The sequence below is a fragment of the Streptomyces sp. NBC_01622 genome (assembly GCF_045209635.1).
In the GTDB taxonomy this organism is placed as follows: Bacteria; Actinomycetota; Actinomycetes; order Streptomycetales; family Streptomycetaceae; genus Streptomyces.
Genome location: NZ_CP109293.1, coordinates 5,540,481 through 5,558,091, shown reverse-complemented (window position 1 = coordinate 5,558,091; position 17,611 = coordinate 5,540,481). Strand labels below are relative to the sequence as shown.

15 protein-coding genes and 3 tRNA genes are annotated in these 17,611 nt (G+C 68.8%); 7 read left to right on the top strand and 11 right to left on the bottom strand.

Annotated features, from left to right (window positions below; genetic code table 11):
• Positions 1 to 17: 17 nt before the first annotated feature.
• Positions 18 to 1,136, bottom strand: a complete 1,119-nt coding sequence (locus OH768_RS25410) for an FAD-dependent oxidoreductase (RefSeq protein ID WP_406457246.1) — start codon at positions 1,134 to 1,136, stop codon at positions 18 to 20.
• Here OH768_RS25410 and OH768_RS25405 point away from each other — a divergent pair.
• Complete coding sequence (locus OH768_RS25405) at positions 1,065 to 1,373, top strand: DUF397 domain-containing protein (RefSeq protein ID WP_406457244.1); 309 nt, start codon at positions 1,065 to 1,067, stop codon at positions 1,371 to 1,373. The genes OH768_RS25410 and OH768_RS25405 overlap by 72 nt on opposite strands.
• Here the strand turns inward: OH768_RS25405 and OH768_RS25400 are convergent.
• On the bottom strand, positions 1,358 to 2,860 hold the full coding sequence (locus OH768_RS25400; RefSeq protein ID WP_406457242.1) for an MFS transporter: 1,503 nt from the start codon (positions 2,858 to 2,860) through the stop codon (positions 1,358 to 1,360). The genes OH768_RS25405 and OH768_RS25400 overlap by 16 nt on opposite strands.
• 67 nt (positions 2,861 to 2,927) lie before the next feature.
• Here OH768_RS25400 and OH768_RS25395 point away from each other — a divergent pair, with 67 nt between their 5' ends.
• From OH768_RS25395 to purM, 4 genes are all read left to right on the top strand, one after another.
• Positions 2,928 to 3,566 (top strand): TetR/AcrR family transcriptional regulator, encoded by a 639-nt coding sequence (locus OH768_RS25395; protein ID WP_406457240.1) that lies wholly within the window; start codon positions 2,928 to 2,930, stop codon positions 3,564 to 3,566.
• A 157-nt stretch (positions 3,567 to 3,723) separates the two neighbouring features.
• Positions 3,724 to 4,521 carry a sterol carrier family protein gene (locus OH768_RS25390; RefSeq protein WP_406457238.1) on the top strand — a complete coding sequence of 266 codons (798 nt, stop codon included), beginning with the start codon at positions 3,724 to 3,726 and terminating at the stop codon, positions 4,519 to 4,521.
• A 188-nt stretch (positions 4,522 to 4,709) separates the two neighbouring features.
• A complete protein-coding gene (purF, locus tag OH768_RS25385) occupies positions 4,710 to 6,239 on the top strand; it encodes an amidophosphoribosyltransferase (RefSeq protein ID WP_406457236.1) in 1,530 nt (509 codons plus the stop codon).
• A gap of 37 nt (positions 6,240 to 6,276) precedes the next feature.
• Positions 6,277 to 7,341: a phosphoribosylformylglycinamidine cyclo-ligase gene (purM, locus tag OH768_RS25380; RefSeq protein ID WP_406457234.1), complete on the top strand. Its 1,065-nt coding sequence runs from the start codon at positions 6,277 to 6,279 to the stop codon at positions 7,339 to 7,341.
• A 129-nt stretch (positions 7,342 to 7,470) separates the two neighbouring features.
• Here purM and OH768_RS25375 read toward each other — a convergent pair whose 3' ends face one another.
• Entirely contained in the window at positions 7,471 to 7,728 is a 258-nt protein-coding gene (locus tag OH768_RS25375) for a DUF3073 domain-containing protein (RefSeq protein WP_019061825.1), read from the bottom strand.
• A gap of 274 nt (positions 7,729 to 8,002) precedes the next feature.
• The gene (locus OH768_RS25370; protein WP_406457232.1) at positions 8,003 to 9,094 is read right to left on the bottom strand and encodes a Leu/Phe/Val dehydrogenase; all 1,092 of its coding nucleotides are present in this window, start codon (positions 9,092 to 9,094) and stop codon (positions 8,003 to 8,005) included.
• Between the two features lie 222 nt (positions 9,095 to 9,316).
• On the opposite strand from OH768_RS25370, the gene OH768_RS25365 reads away from it, so the two are divergent.
• Positions 9,317 to 10,162 carry a hypothetical protein gene (locus tag OH768_RS25365; RefSeq protein ID WP_406457230.1) on the top strand — a complete coding sequence of 282 codons (846 nt, stop codon included), beginning with the start codon at positions 9,317 to 9,319 and terminating at the stop codon, positions 10,160 to 10,162.
• Between the two features lie 511 nt (positions 10,163 to 10,673).
• Entirely contained in the window at positions 10,674 to 10,880 is a 207-nt protein-coding gene (gene bldC / locus OH768_RS25360) for a developmental transcriptional regulator BldC (protein ID WP_003949541.1), read from the top strand.
• Between the two features lie 402 nt (positions 10,881 to 11,282).
• On the opposite strand, the gene OH768_RS25355 is transcribed toward bldC, so the two are convergent.
• The 7 genes from OH768_RS25355 to OH768_RS25325 all read right to left on the bottom strand — a co-directional run bounded on the left by OH768_RS25355 (position 11,283) and on the right by OH768_RS25325 (position 17,056).
• Entirely contained in the window at positions 11,283 to 11,459 is a 177-nt protein-coding gene (locus OH768_RS25355) for a DUF6274 family protein (protein WP_406457228.1), read from the bottom strand.
• Positions 11,460 to 11,845: 386 nt separating this feature from the next.
• Positions 11,846 to 11,920: transfer RNA gene (locus OH768_RS25350), tRNA-Asp, on the bottom strand.
• Positions 11,921 to 12,015: 95 nt separating this feature from the next.
• On the bottom strand, positions 12,016 to 16,035 hold the full coding sequence (gene hrpA, locus OH768_RS25345) for an ATP-dependent RNA helicase HrpA (protein ID WP_406457226.1): 4,020 nt from the start codon (positions 16,033 to 16,035) through the stop codon (positions 12,016 to 12,018).
• 116 nt (positions 16,036 to 16,151) lie between these two features.
• Positions 16,152 to 16,442: a hypothetical protein gene (locus OH768_RS25340; protein ID WP_406457224.1), complete on the bottom strand. Its 291-nt coding sequence runs from the start codon at positions 16,440 to 16,442 to the stop codon at positions 16,152 to 16,154.
• A gap of 18 nt (positions 16,443 to 16,460) precedes the next feature.
• Positions 16,461 to 16,829 carry a hypothetical protein gene (locus tag OH768_RS25335; RefSeq protein ID WP_406457222.1) on the bottom strand — a complete coding sequence of 123 codons (369 nt, stop codon included), beginning with the start codon at positions 16,827 to 16,829 and terminating at the stop codon, positions 16,461 to 16,463.
• A 54-nt stretch (positions 16,830 to 16,883) separates the two neighbouring features.
• Positions 16,884 to 16,957: transfer RNA gene (locus OH768_RS25330), tRNA-Phe, on the bottom strand.
• A gap of 24 nt (positions 16,958 to 16,981) precedes the next feature.
• Positions 16,982 to 17,056: transfer RNA gene (locus OH768_RS25325), tRNA-Asp, on the bottom strand.
• Positions 17,057 to 17,611 lie beyond the last annotated feature (555 nt).

Below are 17,611 nucleotides of genomic sequence, written 5' to 3'. Positions count from 1 at the left end.
ACGAACGCTTTCGCTTGTCAGGCTTTCTGGCCGAAGAAGGCGAGCAGGTCCTGACCCAGGGCCTCGTTGATGGCCACGGCCTCGACGGCGGCCGTGGCGCTACGGGGGAACAGTGCCTCCTCGTACGCGGTGAGCGCCTGCTCGATGTCGTCGGGGTACGCGGCGATGGCCAGGGCGAGTTCGGCGCCGTCCTGCATGGCGAGGTTGGCGCCCTCACCGTCCGGCGGCGCGAGATGGGCGGCGTCACCGACGAGAGTCGCTCCCGGTACCCGGTCCCAACGGTGCCCGATCGGCAGTGAGTTGAGGGGGCGCAGGACCGGGGCAGTGTCGGTGTCGGTGATCAGGGCGGTGAGCTCGGGGGCCCAGCCGTCGAACTCCGCGGCGATCCGTGCGGTGGCCGCGGCGGCATCGGTGAAGTCGATGCGATCGAACCACTCCTGCGGCCTGACCAGCGTCGCATAGGCGTGCAGCGTCTCGCCGCTCTCCCGGTGCGCCCCGATCCACCTCCCCTTCGCGTCCTTGTCGAGCACGAACAGCGATCCGCCGCCGACCGCCTTCGCGGCGGCGGGATGCCGGGTCTCGGCGTCGTAAAGATAGGTTTCGACGAAGGTCCGGCCGAAATACTCCGGGGTGGCGTCGGACAGCAGCGGCCGTACGCGGGACCAGGCGCCGTCCGCGCCGACGAGCAGACCGGTGACGATGGTGCCACCGTCCGCGAAGGCCACCTCGTGCCGGCCCTCGCCGAGCGCGCGCACCCCGCTGACCTTGTGTCCCCACCGCACGGTGCCGTCCGGGAGCGAGTCGAGCAGGATCTGCCGCAGCTCGCCGCGCTGCACCTCGGGGCGGCTGCCCGTGCCGTCGTCGGGATGGTCGTGCAAGACGGTTCCGTCCGGGGCGAGGATGCGGCTCGCCTGGCGGCCCGCCAGGACGATGGCGCGGAACTCGTCCATCAAGTCGGCCTCCCCCAGGGCGAGTTGGCCGTTGTAGTCGTGGATGTCGAGCATCCCGCCCTGCAGCCGGGCCCTCGGTGAGGCTTCCGCCTCGTAGACCGTGGCCGGTATGCCGTGGACGTGCAGGACGCGGGCGAGGGTCAGTCCGCCGAGTCCGGCGCCGATGATCGTGACGTGCGTGGTCATGACGACTCCGTGTGTGTCTTGCGTGTCGCGGGCCTGCCGGACGGTCGCCCGGCGGCTGCTCCGGAACGGTTCCAGCGCGCACCGACAATCCGCCGACGCGAGACCGACACGGCCGACAGCCGACCGACGCCCACCCAATCCCTGGTCGCCGTCCGAGACTCCAAGCTCCCGCACGGCCCCGCGCTCACCCTCTCGCCGGAGGCGTTCACCGCGTTCGTGACTTACGTGCGTACATAAGCGAGGTCATCGCCCGCGACCGAACCACCTGTCGCTTCCCCGGACTTGGGCAACCGCCAGGCCAACACCGCGGCCACCCCCATCAACCCGGCCCCGCCCCAGAACACCACGTGCGTCGCATCGACAAAGGCCTGGACGCCGGCCACGCGCGCCGAACCCGTCAGATGAGCCAGCCCCGTGATGTCCCCACCGGGCCCGTGCTCGCCGTAGAGACGGGCCAGCACTGTGCCGAACGCCGCCGTGCCCAGGGCGTTGCCCAGGGTCTGGAAGAAGCGGATCGAGGTCGTGGCCACGCCCAGCTGGTGGGGTGGCGCGGAGTCCTGGACCAGCGGGATCAGTTGGCCGACGAGCTGGCCGAACCCCGCCCCCGCCAGGAACAGTTCCGCTCGGATCAGCCACAGGGACGTGTCCGGGCCGGTCGTCGTGGCGAGCAGGGCGAACGCGAGTGCCGTCGTCGCCGTACCGCTGAGCGTGAAGGTCCGGGCCGACCAGCCCCGCGCGCCCAGCGGCCCGGTGAGCAGGCCCGCCGCCCCCAGTCCCACCGCCGGCGGCACCAGGAACAGGCCCGCCGATGAGCTGGCGATGCCTCGCGCGACCTGGAGATAGATCAGGACGTAGTAGATCGCGCACATCATCGCGCCGCCGAGAATCGCCTGCACCGCGAAGCCAAGCCGCAGTTCGCGGACCTTGAACAGGGAGAGCGGCAACACCGGTTCGGGCGCCCGGAGTTGGCGCCAGACGAACAGGGCGAGCGTCACAGCCGTAGCGAAGCCCAAGCCCACGATCTCCGGCGAAGCCCACCCGTACTTCTTGCCGCCCCAGTCCGTCGTCAGGAGCAGCGCGCTGGAGAACCCGGCCGCCAGCCCCGCGCCCAAGTAGTCCAGCGGGCGCCGGACATGATGCTCGGGGAGCTTCAGCGCGAAGACGGCCGTGACCAGGACCACCATGCCCACCGGCAGGTTGACGTAGAAGATCCACCGCCAGTTCGCGTGGTCGGCGAGCAGGCCGCCGATCCATGGGCCGATCACCATCGCGCCGCCGGCCACCAGTCCACCGGCGTTCGCGCCCCTGCCGGAGTCCTCCCCGCCTGGTCCTTTCAGGTGGGCGATCACCACCATCGTGATGCTCATCAGTCCGCCTCCGCCCAGGCCCTGGAGGGCGCGGGCCGCGATGAGCTGGTCCATCGACCGCGCGGCTCCGCACAGCGCCGAGCCGAGCAGGAAGGTGGCGATCGCCGCGGTGAAGACCCGCTTGGGGCCGTGTACGTCGCAGAGCTTGCCGTAGAGCGGGAGCATCGCAGCCGACGCGAGCGCGTAGGCGCTGACCAGCCACGGAATCTTGTCGATGCCGTGGGCGGGGTCGAGGTCCCGGACGATCGGGACGGTTGCCGCGGACACGATCTGCAGGTCGAGCAGGGCCAGCACGATCGTGACGAGGCAGACGGCGAAGCCGATTTTTCGCTGGGTCTCGGTCACGGAAACCACCATGGAGGTTGTTCGTGTACCGAGTCAATATTTCATCCGGGATTAAATTTCGCCTTGGTACAGTAAATCCGTGACCGAAGCGATGGGACTGCGTGAGCGCAAGAAGCTGGAGACGGCCAGGCGGATCATCCGAACCGCGATCGGCCTCTTCTCCGAGCGCGGTTTCGACAACGTCTCCGTCCAGGAGATCGCCGACGCGTCCGACGTCTCCAAGATGACCGTCTTCAACTACTTCGGCACCAAGGAGGACCTGGTCTTCTGGCCCATGGAGGAGCACTTCGGCGACGCGGCGCGCGCGGTGCGCGAGCGCGCGGCCGGCGAGTCCGCGGTGGAGGCCGTACGACGGCAGTTCCTGGAGATGGTCGCGACCCGCGATCCGGCGGTCGGCCTGCACAGCGAACCTTTCGCCCGCCGACTGCGCGATCTCGTCATGGGCACGCCGGTGTTGAAGGAACGCGCCTTCCTGGCCGCGCAGCGCGGCACCCGGGACATGGCCGCCCACCTCGCCGAGGAGACCGGCGACCTGATGCTCGCCACGGTCGCCGCCGCCATGATCAGCGCCGCCCGCAACGCCCTCATCGAGGAGCACTACCGCCGTATCGACGCGGGCGAGCCGGTCACCACGGTCGCCGCCGAAGCCCCCGGACGAGCCGAACGCGCCTTCGCGTTGGTGGAGAACGGGCTCGGCGACTACGCACGCCGCCCCTGACCGACCGCCGGCCGCCGCCGGTTTCGCGGCCGATCCCTCCGCCCTCCCGGAGGGTGTCCTCAAAAAGTGTGTCACTGGCACGAGTAAGTGACACACTTTTTCAGGTGCACCCCCGTCCCCCGGGTGGCCACCGCGACCACGGAATAGGCTCGCCGCCATGCCCACGGCCAAGAAGCGCGCCCGCACCTACGACCCGGCCAAGACCCGCACCGCGGTTCTCGCCCAGTTCGGGAACGTACGAGAGGCGGTGGCGGCCCTCACCCCCGAGCAGCTCGCGCTGCCGACCCGGCTCGGGGAGTGGACCGTGCGAGAGCTGGTCGCGCACATCGGGATGGCGGTGACCGCCGTCCACCGCGCCCTGGACCGGCCGGCCCCGCCGGCGCAGGACGCCGTGCTCCTCGACTGGCCCTTCGCCACGGCGGCCAGCTCCGCGGTCATCGCCGACTTCACGCGGACGCTCGCCGAGCGGAACCCCGACCTCGGCGCCTACCTCGCCGACATCGAGCAGACCCTCACCGCCCACCTCGATGCCCACCCCGGCACCCGGCTGCTCGAAACCAACGCGGGCGCCATGCCCCTGGCCGACTATCTCGTCACCCGCACTGTCGAACTCGTCGTCCACACCGACGACCTGAACGCCGCCGTTCCCGGCCTCGCCGTCCCCTACGACCGCCAGGCCCTCGCCGCCTGCACCCGGCTGCTGGCCGACGCGCTGGCCGTGAAGGCGCCCGGCGGTTCGACGGAGGTGCGGATCCCGCCGTACGCGGTCGTGCAGTGCGTCGAGGGACCCCGGCACACCCGCGGCACCCCGCCCAACGTCGTGGAGACCGACCCCCTCACCTGGATCCGGCTCGCGACCGGACGGGTCGCGTGGAAGGACGCCGTCGAGGAGGCGAAGGTCAGGGCCAGCGGGGAGCGGGCCGACCTCGGGGGGCTGCTGCCGATCATGTCCTGAGGCCGGTTCGGGGCCGGTCGGGGCGCGGCAGGATGTGCGACCGCTCACCTCGTAGGGCGGGCGACGGGGCCGCCGTAGCGCCGCTTTCCGCGTTTTCGCTGGTGAGGGCGGTGCCGTCGGGGAGTGATCCATTGCAGGCGTGTATCCCGAATTCGGACCAGTGGTCGATCTCGCCTACACTCGATACCGTGCCACGTGGTGACGGTCGACTCAGTCATGATCTGCTCCCCGGCGAGAAAGGACCCCAGGACGCTTGCGGCGTCTTCGGAGTCTGGGCTCCCGGTGAAGAGGTCGCCAAGCTCACTTACTTCGGGCTCTACGCCCTCCAGCATCGAGGCCAGGAATCCGCGGGAATCGCGGTCAGCAACGGCTCCCAGATCCTCGTCTTCAAGGACATGGGTCTGGTCTCCCAGGTCTTCGACGAGACCTCGCTCGGTTCGCTCCAGGGTCATATCGCGGTCGGTCACGCCCGCTACTCGACCACCGGTGCCTCCACCTGGGAGAACGCCCAGCCGACGTTCCGCGCCACCGCGCACGGCTCGATCGCGCTCGGTCACAACGGCAACCTGGTCAACACCGCCCAGCTCGCGGAGATGGTCGCCGACCTCCCGAAGAAGGAGGGCGGCCGCACCCCGCGCGTGGCCGCGACCAACGACACCGACCTCCTCACGGCCCTGCTCGCCGCCCAGGAGGACCCGGACGGCAAGCCGCTGACCATCGAGGAGGCCGCCCATACGGTCCTCCCGCAGGTCCAAGGCGCCTTCTCGCTCGTCTTCATGGACGAGCACACCCTCTACGCGGCCCGTGACCCCCAGGGCATCCGCCCGCTGGTCCTCGGCCGCCTGGAGCGCGGCTGGGTCGTCGCCTCCGAGTCCGCCGCCCTCGACATCTGCGGCGCCGCGTACGTCCGCGAGATCGAGCCGGGCGAGTTCGTCGCCATCGACGAGAACGGCCTGCGCACCTCCCGATTCGCGGAAGCGAAGCCCAAGGGCTGTGTCTTCGAGTACGTCTATCTGGCCCGCCCCGACACCGACATCGCCGGGCGGAACGTGTACCTCTCCCGCGTGGAGATGGGCCGGAAACTCGCCAAAGAAGCTCCCGTCGAGGCCGATCTGGTCATAGCGACTCCGGAGTCCGGCACCCCGGCCGCCATCGGCTACGCGGAGGCCTCCGGCATCCCGTTCGGCGCCGGTCTGGTGAAGAACGCCTACGTCGGCCGTACGTTCATCCAGCCTTCGCAGACCATCCGGCAGCTCGGCATCCGGCTGAAGCTGAACCCGCTGAAGGAAGTCATCAAGGGCAAGCGCCTGGTCGTCGTCGACGACTCGATCGTGCGCGGCAACACCCAGCGGGCGCTGGTGCGCATGCTCCGCGAGGCCGGGGCAGCCGAGGTCCACATCCGGATCTCCTCGCCGCCCGTGAAGTGGCCCTGCTTCTTCGGCATCGACTTCGCCACCCGCGCGGAACTCATCGCCAACGGCATGACCATCGACGAGATCGGCACCTCGCTCGGCGCCGACTCCCTGTCGTACATCTCCCTCGACGGCATGATCGAGGCGACCACCATCGCCAAGCCGAACCTCTGCCGCGCCTGCTTCGACGGCGAGTACCCGATGGACCTCCCGGACCCCGAGCTGCTCGGCAAGCAGCTCCTGGAGACCGAGCTGGCGGCCGGTCCGGCCGCCACGGCCGCGGCCGACGCGATCCGTCGCCCGTAAGCCCCGCCGCACCACTCAACGCGAAAGATCCCAGGCAATGTCTGAGACCAGTGCCAGCTACGCCAGCGCAGGCGTCGACATCGAAGCGGGCGACCGCGCCGTAGAACTCATGAAGGAGTGGGTGAAGAAGACCCAGCGCCCCGAGGTCCTCGGCGGCCTCGGCGGCTTCGCCGGGCTCTTCGACGCCTCCGCCCTCAAGCGGTTCGAGCGCCCCCTGCTCGCCTCCGCCACGGACGGCGTCGGCACGAAGGTCGACATCGCCCGTCGCCTCGGCGTCTACGACACGATCGGCCACGACCTGGTCGCCATGGTCATGGACGACATCGTGGTGTGCGGCGCGGAGCCGCTCTTCATGACCGACTACATCTGCGTCGGCAAGGTGCACCCCGAGCGTGTCGCGGCCATCGTCAAGGGCATCGCCGAGGGCTGTGTGCTGGCCGGCTGCGCCCTGGTCGGCGGCGAGACCGCCGAACATCCCGGTCTGCTGGGCCCGGACGACTTCGACGTCGCCGGCGCCGGTACGGGCGTCGTGGAGGCCGACCGGCTGCTCGGCGCGGATCGCATCCGCACGGGTGACGCGGTCATCGCCATGGCGGCTTCCGGACTTCACTCGAACGGGTACTCGCTCGTCCGGCATGTGCTGCTCGACCAGGCCGGCCTGGACCTGGAGGCGCGCGTCGACGAACTCGGCCGCACGCTCGGCGAGGAGCTCCTCGTGCCCACGAAGATCTACTCGCTGGACTGCCTCGCGCTGACCCGTACGACCGACGTGCACGCCTTCTCGCACGTCACCGGCGGCGGACTCGCCGCGAACCTCGCCCGGGTGATCCCGGACGGCCTGCACGCCATCGTGGACCGCTCCACCTGGACCCCGGCGCCGGTCTTCGACCTCGTCGGAAAGACGGGCCGGGTCGAACGCCTGGAGCTGGAGAAGACCCTGAACATGGGCGTCGGCATGATCGCGATCGTGCCCGAGGACTCGGCGGAGGTGGCCCTGGAGACCCTGGCCGACCGCGGGGTCGAGGCATGGGTCGCCGGCGAGATCACCGAGCGCGGCGACCACGCGACGGGCGCGGAGCTGGTCGGCACGTATTCGATTTAAAGCGCCTCAGCCTGATCCAAGCGGCTGCCTGAGGAACGGCAGCACAAAACCCGGTCCGGCGGTGTTGCCCCGGACCGGGTGAGGTGCAGTTGTTCCGGATATGCGGAAACTGCGAGGGACGCTGTTGCGTCAAGCTCCGCGACGTTGAGACTGGGGACCGGACTCGTCGTCCTCGTCCTCGTCGTCGTCGTTATAGAGATCCGCGTACTGAGCGTACGGGTCGTCTTCTTCCTCGTCGTCGTCCTCGAACGGCTCGCCATTCGGCGGCTGGCTCGAAGTCGAAGCGCCCAGCTCATTGGCCAGACGCGAGAGGTCAGTCCCGCCGCTGCTGTACTTCAGCTGGCGGGCGACCTTCGTCTGCTTGGCCTTTGCCCGGCCGCGCCCCATGGCTCGACCCCCTCGGATACGGGGCTCGGTGGCCCCAGAGTCTTGACACGCGTTCATGATCTGGAACGGACTCTCCGTGGAGAGACCGGTCCGTAGGGGTTCCACGGTACCTGAGCCCGCGCCCATACGGTACGTCGCCCGCAGCACGTGCCGGGCCACAGGACCCGCGAGGCGCCCTGTCCTCGCTGGTCAACCGCGATTTTAACCACTTCTTGGCAGGCGACCCGCCGACGAACGTGAGAGTTCTCTCCAAGTCCTCGTCGGCGGGTACCGCTCACCTGTTCCGCGCGGCGGCCTCGTGCATCCGCTGCTCGGCGATCCGGTCGGCCGCCGCGGCCGGCGGAATACCGTCGTCCTTCGCACGTGCGAATATGGCCAGCGTGGTGTCGAAGATCTTCGCGGCCTTCGCCTTGCACCGCTCGAAGTCGAACCCGTGCAGCTCGTCGGCGACCTGGATCACCCCGCCGGCGTTCACCACGTAGTCCGGCGCGTAGAGGATCCCGCGGTCGGCGAGGTCCTTCTCCACACCCGGGTGCGCGAGCTGGTTGTTGGCCGCGCCGCACACCACCTCGGCGGTCAGCACCGGCACGGTCTCGTCGTTCAGGGCACCGCCGAGCGCGCAGGGGGCGTAGACGTCGAGCCCCTCGACCCGGATCAGCGCCTCGGTGTCCGCGACGGCCCGCACACCGCTCGGGTGCTTGTCGAGGATCCGCCGCACGGACTCCTCGCGCACGTCGGTGATGACGACCTCGGCGCCATCGTCCCGCAGGTGCTCCACCAGGTGGTGCCCGACCTTGCCGACGCCCGCGATGCCGACCGTACGGCCGCGCAGCGACGGATCGCCCCACAGGTGCTGCGCGCTGGCCCGCATGCCCTGGAAGACGCCGAAGGCGGTCAGCACGGAGGAGTCGCCCGCGCCGCCGTTCTCCGGGGAGCGTCCGGTCGTCCAGCGGCACTCGCGGGCCACGACGTCCATGTCGGCGACATACGTGCCGACATCGCACGCGGTGACGTACCGCCCGCCCAGCGAGGCCACGAACCGGCCGTAGGCGAGCAGCAGTTCCTCGGTCTTGTCGCGCTCCGGGTCACCGATGATCACGGCCTTGCCGCCGCCGTGGTCCAGGCCGGCCATGGCGTTCTTGTACGACATCCCGCGGGCGAGGTTGAGCGCGTCGGCGACGGCGTCGGCCTCGCTCGCGTAGGGATAGAAGCGGGTACCGCCGAGGGCGGGGCCCAGCGCGGTGCTGTGGATGGCGATGACGGCCTTGAGGCCGCTGGCCTGGTCCTGACAGAGCACGACTTGCTCATGACCGCCCTGGTCCGAGTGGAACAGGGTGTGCAGGACGCCGTTGTCTACGTCGGTCACTGTGGTGACTCCTGGGTAAGTGGCGGCGGTTGGAGACAGGCCCCCGTAGGGGTGGCGGGTGCCGTGGCACGAGCGTAGGGCCTGCGTCCGGCCGCCATCGGTGCAGTGTTCAGGATCACCTACCGAAGGGGGGTGGCCGTGCGACGATTTGCATAGTTTTCCCGCCCGTTTGTGAGCGGGTTCCGGAGGTTTTCCTGACGGTCGGCGGGGGAGGGAGCAGGCGTGCCCAAGAAGGTGTCCTCGGTGATCGTCCCGTACGCGACCTATCTGCGGGTCTACGAGCCGCTGGCCGCTTTCCCGGAGCCGGAGCGCGGCCACTGGGCGCGCTACGCCCGCCGGCCCGACCGTCCGTCGTACCAGGACGAACTGCGCCGCGCGCTGGCCGACTTGCTGCCCACCCCGCCGGTCGCGGTGCCGGTGCACGAGAGCGCCGACGCCTTCGTGGCGGAGGTCGACGGCGTGGTCTGCGTCTGCCCCTGGCGCACCCGGCTGCGCGGCTGGCAGGCCCTGGGGGACCTCGCGGAGGAACTTCCGCCGTCGGTCCTGGACGCCGTACTGCCGCCGCTCGTACGGCACCAGGCCACCCAGGACTACGAGCGCTGGCTGGCCCGCAACCCGGACGCCCGGCCGTGGATCCGGACGGCGACCTGGCAGGTGCCGCTGAACTGGTTCGTGCTCGTCGGGGACGAGGAGCGCCGCTACGACAAGGCCTCCGGGGAAGATCCGCCGATGCTGCGCTACCGGACGCCGATGGTGCAGGCGCGGCGGCGCACGGCGCGGGCGCTGCGGACCCTGAAGGACGCGATCGACGACGGGCCGCTGATCGACGGTCTGGTGGACGTGGGGCGCTGGCTGGAGGAGTTCCATCCGCGTTCGCTGGTGGAACTGGACTACGGCGGACTCGTGCACGTCCTGCCGGCCGGCGAGCTGGAGGACGACCACTCGGCGGCGGACGTGGCCACGGGCATCGAGGCGCTGCGGACCGGGGACGGGGCGGCGGCGGGCGAGGCGTACGGGCGGCTCGTGGAGCGGTGGCGGTCGGTCCGGGACCGGCGGTCGGCCAACTGACGCTCGGGCCGACGAGGCTGACACCTTCGAACAAGTGCGCATAGGATTCTTACGGTTCGTCAACACGGGGCGTAGGTCCCTATCCGGACGATTGATGTCAAGCGTGACGGATCGCACGTGCAGATCCCTTGCGCCCCTTGCCCGCCCTCGTGCCAAAATAGGACAAGGAGTCCGGGGAGGACTCTGTCCGTCCCGTTGTGGGCGGAATCTCAGCATTGCGTGCTTTGGGGGGTCTGGATGACTCCTGATCGCCCTGTGACTGATCGTCACAGTGGTGTGACTGTCCGTTATGGCATGGTCCATCGGCTTCCGTCGCTGATGGACACCTGGGATGGCAATTCCGTCGGTTTGGCCGTAGCGGTTGGACAGATGGTGTAGTTGTAGTGCCGAGGACATGCCGTTCGTCCTATAACCGACTCGACTCGCGTCCGCCATTTCGGGCAACGCGGGTCAAGGTGCAGAATTTAGAGGAAAGAACCGAGAAGGTTCGGTTCTCCCGAGGAGGCCGCTCATGACCGCTCGCACCCCTGATGCCGAGCCGCTGCTGACCCCGGCTGAGGTCGCCACGATGTTCCGTGTGGACCCCAAGACGGTCACGCGGTGGGCGAAGGCCGGCAAGCTCACTTCGATTCGCACGCTCGGCGGACACCGCCGTTACCGCGAGGCGGAGGTCCGTGCACTGCTCGCGGGCATTCCGCAGCAGCGCAGCGAAGCCTGACCAACTGAATAAGGGCGAAACGGCTGGTCCCCCAACCGGTCACAGCGCCCGACAGCACAGCTCCAAGCGACGCGGGTTCTGCCCCAACAGGGCCCACGCCCAACGCTCTTAGACATGTGAACACAGGGTGCGTCGTAGATCGCGCTGGACTCCGCCGGGTCCAGCGCGATCTTTTTTGTGCCTGGTCGTGGCTCCGTGCGCGCCTCGCGAGGGGTCCTGTGAGGGACCTTGTCGGAGTCTGGGGAGGGCTGTCGGATCTCCTGTGGACCATCGCTCACAGGGGTGCAATTGCACATATTAAATTGACCAGTTGTAGGTGAGTCTCAAGTTCCACCGTTTCAAAAACTTATGCGGTGACACCCGTCACATGCCAGAGGACTTGTTGCCCATGGTCTATGTGCGCTAGAGGAGTTGGTCCGGTGGATCGTCCCGAGGCTCCGGTGGCGGAGGGGAGTCCAGGGCCAGCCGCAGCAGGCGGTGGCAGATCGGACAGTGCCGGGTCACATGGCGGTAGGAGCTGGCGGCCGACAGATGTGCACGGAGCAGCGCCCGCGTCTCACGCCTGACCGAAGCCGCCATACGCCACCTCCAGTGGCCCTGCGGGAACGGGGCCTGGTTTCTGGGTACCGGGCGCCGGCGGCGGCGTCAAGGGGACCGTCTGCGCCTGGCGCCGTCCCTGGGGGCTCCGCCCCCAGACCCCCATCGGCCCTGAAGGGGCCTCGTCCTCAAACGCCGGACGGGCTGAGTAGTGCTGGCCGGTGTCGACAGGCCGCCGTGGCTGTACGAAAAAGCCCACCTCCCGAAGGAAGTGGGTCTCGTTCACTGCGGTCCTGACGGGATTTGCTGTGCCCGATTGCGGCTGCGCCGCGGGCGCGGCCTCCGTCTTGACGGGGTGGCGGGCGTGGTCGTTGTCGGTGTGTGCACGAAAAAGCCCACCTCCCGAAGGAAGTGGGTCTCGTTCACTGCGGTCCTGACGGGATTTGAACCCGCGGCCTCCACCTTGACAGGGTGGCGAGCACTCCAAGCTGCTCCACAGGACCTGGTTTCGCGGCACTTGATGGTGCGTTGTGCTGCGAGACGAGACTGTACAGGAGGGGGGCCCGCCTGGTCGAACTCACCCTGTGTGCAGGCGCTGTTACGGCGCGGCGGCGTCGATCGCCTTCACGATCCGCTTGTCGGAGACCGGATACGCCGTGCCCAGCGCGTGCGCGAAATAGCTCACCCGGAGCTCCTCGATCATCCAGCGGATGTCACGGACGGAGGAGGGGACCGGGCGGCCCTGCGGGAGTTGTTCCAGGAGCCACGCGTACTCGTCCTGCATCTCGTGGACCTTCTCCATGCGGGTCGTGTCCCGCTGGACCCCGGTCGGCATCTGCTGGAGCCGACGGTCCGCGGCCACCAGGTACCGCATCAGGTCGGGCAGGCGACGTATCCCCGCCGCCGTGACGAACCCGGGCTTCACGAGGGCGTCCAGCTGCGCTCGTACGTCCGCGAGGTTCGGGAGGAGGGCCGGGCTGCTCGCCGCCTTCAGACGGCGCTCACAGGCCTGCCAGGCGGCCAGCACCTGCTGCACCTGCCCCACCGCCCGCACCGTCGTGTCGACGATCTCCGCGCGCACCCGCTCGTACAGCTTCCGGTACGACTCCTCGTCCCACGCCGGCCCACCGAAGTCACCGATGAGTTTGTCGGCCGCCGCCAGCGCGCAGTCGTCGAACAGCGCCTGGATCGAACCGTGCGGATTCGCGGACAGCGCGAGCTTCTGCGCGTTGGTGAGCTTTTCGGAAGCGAACTTCGCCGGATTGACCGGGATGTTGCGCACGATCAGCCGCCGCGTGCCCTTCCACATCGCCTCCGCCTGCTCGGCCTCCGTGTCGAAGAGCCGCACGGACACCGTGTCGCCGTCGTCGACCAGCGCCGGATACGCCTTCACCGGCTGACCCGCCCGACGCGTCTCGAAGACCCGCGTGAGCGTGCCGATCGACCAGTCGGTCAGCCCCTTCCGCTCCAGGGACTCCCCGCCCTCACGCTCCGCCGTCGCCGCGGCGGCCTGCGAGATCGCCTGCCGCGCCTTCGGCTTCAGCCGGAGCTTCAACGCCTCCAGATCCTTGTCCTCCGCCAGCTTCCGGCGCCGCTCGTCCACGATCCGGAAGGTGATGAGGAGATGGTCCGGAACCTTCGACCAGTCGAAGTCGTCGGCCGTGAAGGGGACTCCGACCATGCGCTTCAACTCGCGGGCCATGGTGGCGGTGAGGGGTTCCTGGAGGGGGACGGCTGTGGCCAGGAAGCGCTGCGCGAAGTTCGGTGCCGGTACGTAGTTGCGGCGGATCGGCTTCGGGAGGGAACGGATCAGCTCCGTCACGACCTCCTCCCGCAGGCCCGGGATCTGCCAGTCGAAGCCCTCGTCCGTGACCTGGTTGAGAACGTGCAGCGGGATGTGGACCGTGACACCGTCCGCGTCCGCACCCGGCTCGAACTGGTACGTCACCCGGAACTTGAGCGGCCCCTGCCGCCACGAGTCCGGATAGTCGTCCTTGCTGATGTCGCCCGCACGCTCGTTGATGAGCATCGAGCGCTCGAAGTCGAGGAGTTCGGGTTCCTCATGGCGCTTGTGCTTCCACCAGGAGTCGAAGTGGGCGCCGGACACGACGTGTTCGGGCACCCGCTGGTCGTAGAAGTCGTAGAGCGTCTCGTCGTCGACCAGGATGTCCCGGCGCCGGGCACGATGCTCCAACTCCTCTACCTCGGTGAGGAGTTTGCGGTTGTCCGCGAAGAACTTGTGGTGTGTGCGCCAGTCGCCCTCGACCAGCGCGTTGCGGATGAACAGCTCGCGGGACGCCTCCGGGTCGATCCGGCCGTAGTTCACCTTGCGCTGCGCGATGATCGGGACGCCGTAGAGCGTCACCTTCTCGAAGGCCATCACCGCCGCCTGGTCCTTCTCCCAATGCGGTTCGCTGTACGTCCGCTTGAGGAGATGGCCGGCCAGCGGCTCGACCCACTCCGGTTCGATCTTCGCGTTGACGCGCGCCCAGAGCCGCGAAGTCTCCACCAGCTCGGCCGACATGACGAAACGCGGCGTCTTCTTGAAGAGCGCCGAGCCGGGGAAGATCGCGAACTTGGCGCTGCGCGCGCCCAGATACTCGTTCTTCGCGCCGTCCTTCACGTCCTTCATGCCGATGTGCGAGAGCAGTCCCGCGAGGAGGGAGACGTGGACGCTCTGCTCGGCCGCGCCCGGGGGCGGAGCCCCCTGATCGGATGCAGTCTCGTTGAGCTGGAGGCCCATCTGCTTGGCGACCGTGCGGAGTTGGCTGTAGATGTCCTGCCACTCGCGGATGCGGAGGAAGTTCAGGTACTCCTGCTTGCACATGCGACGGAACGCGGACGAGCCGCGCTCCTTCTGCTGCTCGCGGATGTACCGCCACATGTTCAGGAACGCGAGGAAGTCGCTTGTCTCGTCCCGGAAGCGCGCGTGCTGCTGATCGGCCTGGGTCTGCTTCTCGGCGGGGCGCTCGCGCGGGTCCTGGATGGAGAGCGCGGCGGCGATCACCATGACCTCGCGGACACAGCCGTTCTTGTCGGCCTCCAGCACCATGCGGGCCAGACGTGGGTCCACGGGGAGCTGGGCGAGTTTGCGGCCGGTCTGCGTGAGGCGCTTGCGTGGGTCCTTCTCGTCCGGGTCCAACGCGCCCAGTTCCTGGAGGAGTTGGACGCCGTCGCGGATGTTGCGGTGGTCCGGTGGGTCGATGAACGGGAACTTCTCGATCTCACCGAGCCCGGCCGCCGTCATCTGCAGGATGACGGAGGCGAGGTTCGTACGGAGGATCTCGGCGTCCGTGAACTCCGGGCGGGCGAGGAAGTCGTCCTCGGAGTAGAGCCGGATACAGATACCGTCCGACGTGCGGCCGCAACGACCCTTGCGCTGGTTGGCACTTGCCTGGCTGACCGCCTCGATGGGCAGCCGCTGCACCTTCGTACGGTGGCTGTAGCGGCTTATCCGGGCGAAGCCCGGGTCGATGACGTACTTGATGCCCGGGACGGTGAGGGAGGTCTCGGCGACGTTGGTCGCCAGAACGATCCTTCGGCCCGTGTGCTGCTGGAACACGCGATGCTGCTCGGCGTGCGAGAGCCGGGCGTAGAGGGGCAGGACCTCCGTGCCCTGCCCATTAGCGCCTCCGGCGCGGGGGTAGTTCTTCTTCACCAGCGCGTCGGCGGTGTCGCGGATCTCCCGCTCCCCGGAGAGGAAGACGAGGATGTCACCCTTGCCCTCGCCCTGGAGTTCCTCCACGGCGTCGCAGATCGCGGTGATCTGGTCGCGGTCGGAGTCCTCGGAGTCGTCTTCGAGGAGCGGGCGGTAGCGGACCTCCACCGGATAGGTCCGGCCGCTCACCTCGATGATCGGGGCGTCGCCGAAGTGCCGCGAGAAACGCTCCGGGTCGATCGTCGCCGACGTGATGACGACCTTCAAGTCCGGGCGCTTGGGCAGCAGTTGGGCCAGATAGCCGAGCAGGAAGTCGATGTTGAGGGACCGCTCGTGGGCCTCGTCGATGATGATCGTGTCGTAGGCGCGCAGTTCGCGGTCGGTCTGGATCTCGGCGAGCAGGATGCCGTCCGTCATCAGTTTGATGAAGGTCGACTCCTGGTTCACCTGGTCGGTGAAACGGACCTTCCAGCCGACGGCCTCGCCGAGCGGGGTGTCCATCTCCTCCGCGACACGCTCCGCCACGGTCCGGGCGGCGATACGGCGCGGCTGGGTGTGCCCGATCATGCCGCGAACGCCCCGACCGAGTTCGAGACAGATCTTCGGGATCTGGGTCGTCTTCCCGGAACCGGTCTCACCGGCCACGATCACCACCTGGTGATCACGGATCGCGGCGGCGATGTCGGCCTTCTTCTGGCTGACCGGCAACTGCTCGGGATACGAGATCGCGGGGATACGACGGCGCCGCTCGGCCATCCGCTCCTCGCCACGGGCCACCTCGGCCTCGATCTCGGCGAGAACGGCGGCACGGGCCTCCGGCTTACGGATCCTGCGTGCGCCTTCGAGCCTGCGCCCGAGCCGGTGCGCGTCGCGCAGGGTCAGCTCGGTCAGGCGGGGGGCGAGATCGCCGAGGGCGGGGGCGGCCGGAGCGCCGGGGGCGGAGGCGGGGTGCGTAGACATACGCCGTCCAGGGTCTCACCTTGGCGAAATTCCTGGCGAATGAATTGGCGGGGGCGGCTTGGCGGGGGGTCGTGCAGGTGAGTCAGGGCCTCGCCCTCAACCGCCGGACAGGCTGATCAATGCTGACCTGTGCCCGATCCCGTCCCGACGTTCTTGTTGGACATCGACTGCGCCGTATTTGACACAGCCTTGATCCCCAGATAGGCCGTGGTCAGACTCGCCATCGCGGTGAACGCCGAACTCAGCACCCCCACGATCACCGCCCGGTCACCGTCCAGCTGCCACACCCCGAAGATCGCCACCGCGGTGATCGCCACATTGCTGCCCACCACCGCGAGCAGTCCGTACCGAGCCCGCACCTTCTCCAGATCCGTGTTCCGGACACCCCGCGCCTCGTCCTGGCTCATGGCCGATCTCCCCCGCAACTACGCCACCCGGCACCGACAGAGCCGGATCGTATCCCCGGCCCACGACGGGAGGACGACGGCCCCTTGCCCGCGACCGGGACCGCTGGTGAGCGGCCTGCGTACGCCGAGGTGGCGGTCCTGGCAGATCACTTGCCGGGGCGGGTGGGTGACATCGATGGCGCCGGCGTCCGGCCCCGGCGAGTCCACGGCGACATGCACGTCGTACTCACCGCGGTCGCCCAAGCGGTGCACGAAGCGGGTCATCTGCTCGACATCGGCGACGGCGATGCGGCCGTCGGGCAGCAGGAGGGAGCCGTCGAAGACCGTGGTGAAATCCGGGTCGGGCCCTTCGGCCTCCGGCTCCTGGCGCTGTGTGAAGAAACGCACGCAGCGCGAAAGACATGCACAAAGGCCCCGATCCGAAGATCGGGGCCTTCACTGTGGCTGGGGCCGGGGTCGAACCGGCGACCTATCGCTTTTCAGGCGATCGCTCGTACCAACTGAGCTACCCAGCCACGAGGCTTCCGGGGAAACCTCAGCGGTCCTGACGGGATTTGAACCCGCGGCCTCCACCTTGACAGGGTGGCGAGCACTCCAAGCTGCTCCACAGGACCTTGCTGTTGCGCGCGAACTGGCGGAGCCAGTGTCGCACACGGTGTCTCGTGCCCCCAATCGGGGCACAGGCAGATGGTTGCAGGTCTGACCGGCAGTGTCCAATCCGTATCGGGCGCCTCGTGGTGGAGGGGCGTTTCCGGCCTGCAGCCTGGGACGGGACCCGGTGAAGCGGGACACGGATCCGGCAGCCGTCACGGGGCGGACGGGTGCTTCCTATGAGCGGAAGGTCACGCTTCGAGCGGTCACGTGGATCATGGGGGCCGTGGTCGGGCTCACATTCTTGTTCGGCTCCGGGAACGTGTGGACTCTGGCGCTGCGCCTGGGCGTGCCGCCATGGGTGGCGCCCTTGGTGGCGCCGGCGGTGGACCTGTCTGTGATGGGGCTGCTGCTGGGGACGTCGGATGGCTCCTGGAGATGATCTCCTGGAGCGTGCTCGTCAGGAGGATGCGCGGCACTGGGACACGTTTCAGCGACCGATCTCTGCTGAGACCTTGCGTAGACGGCTTCGGATCGGAGCAGCGAGGTCCCGGATGCTGGTGACCATGGTGCGGTCA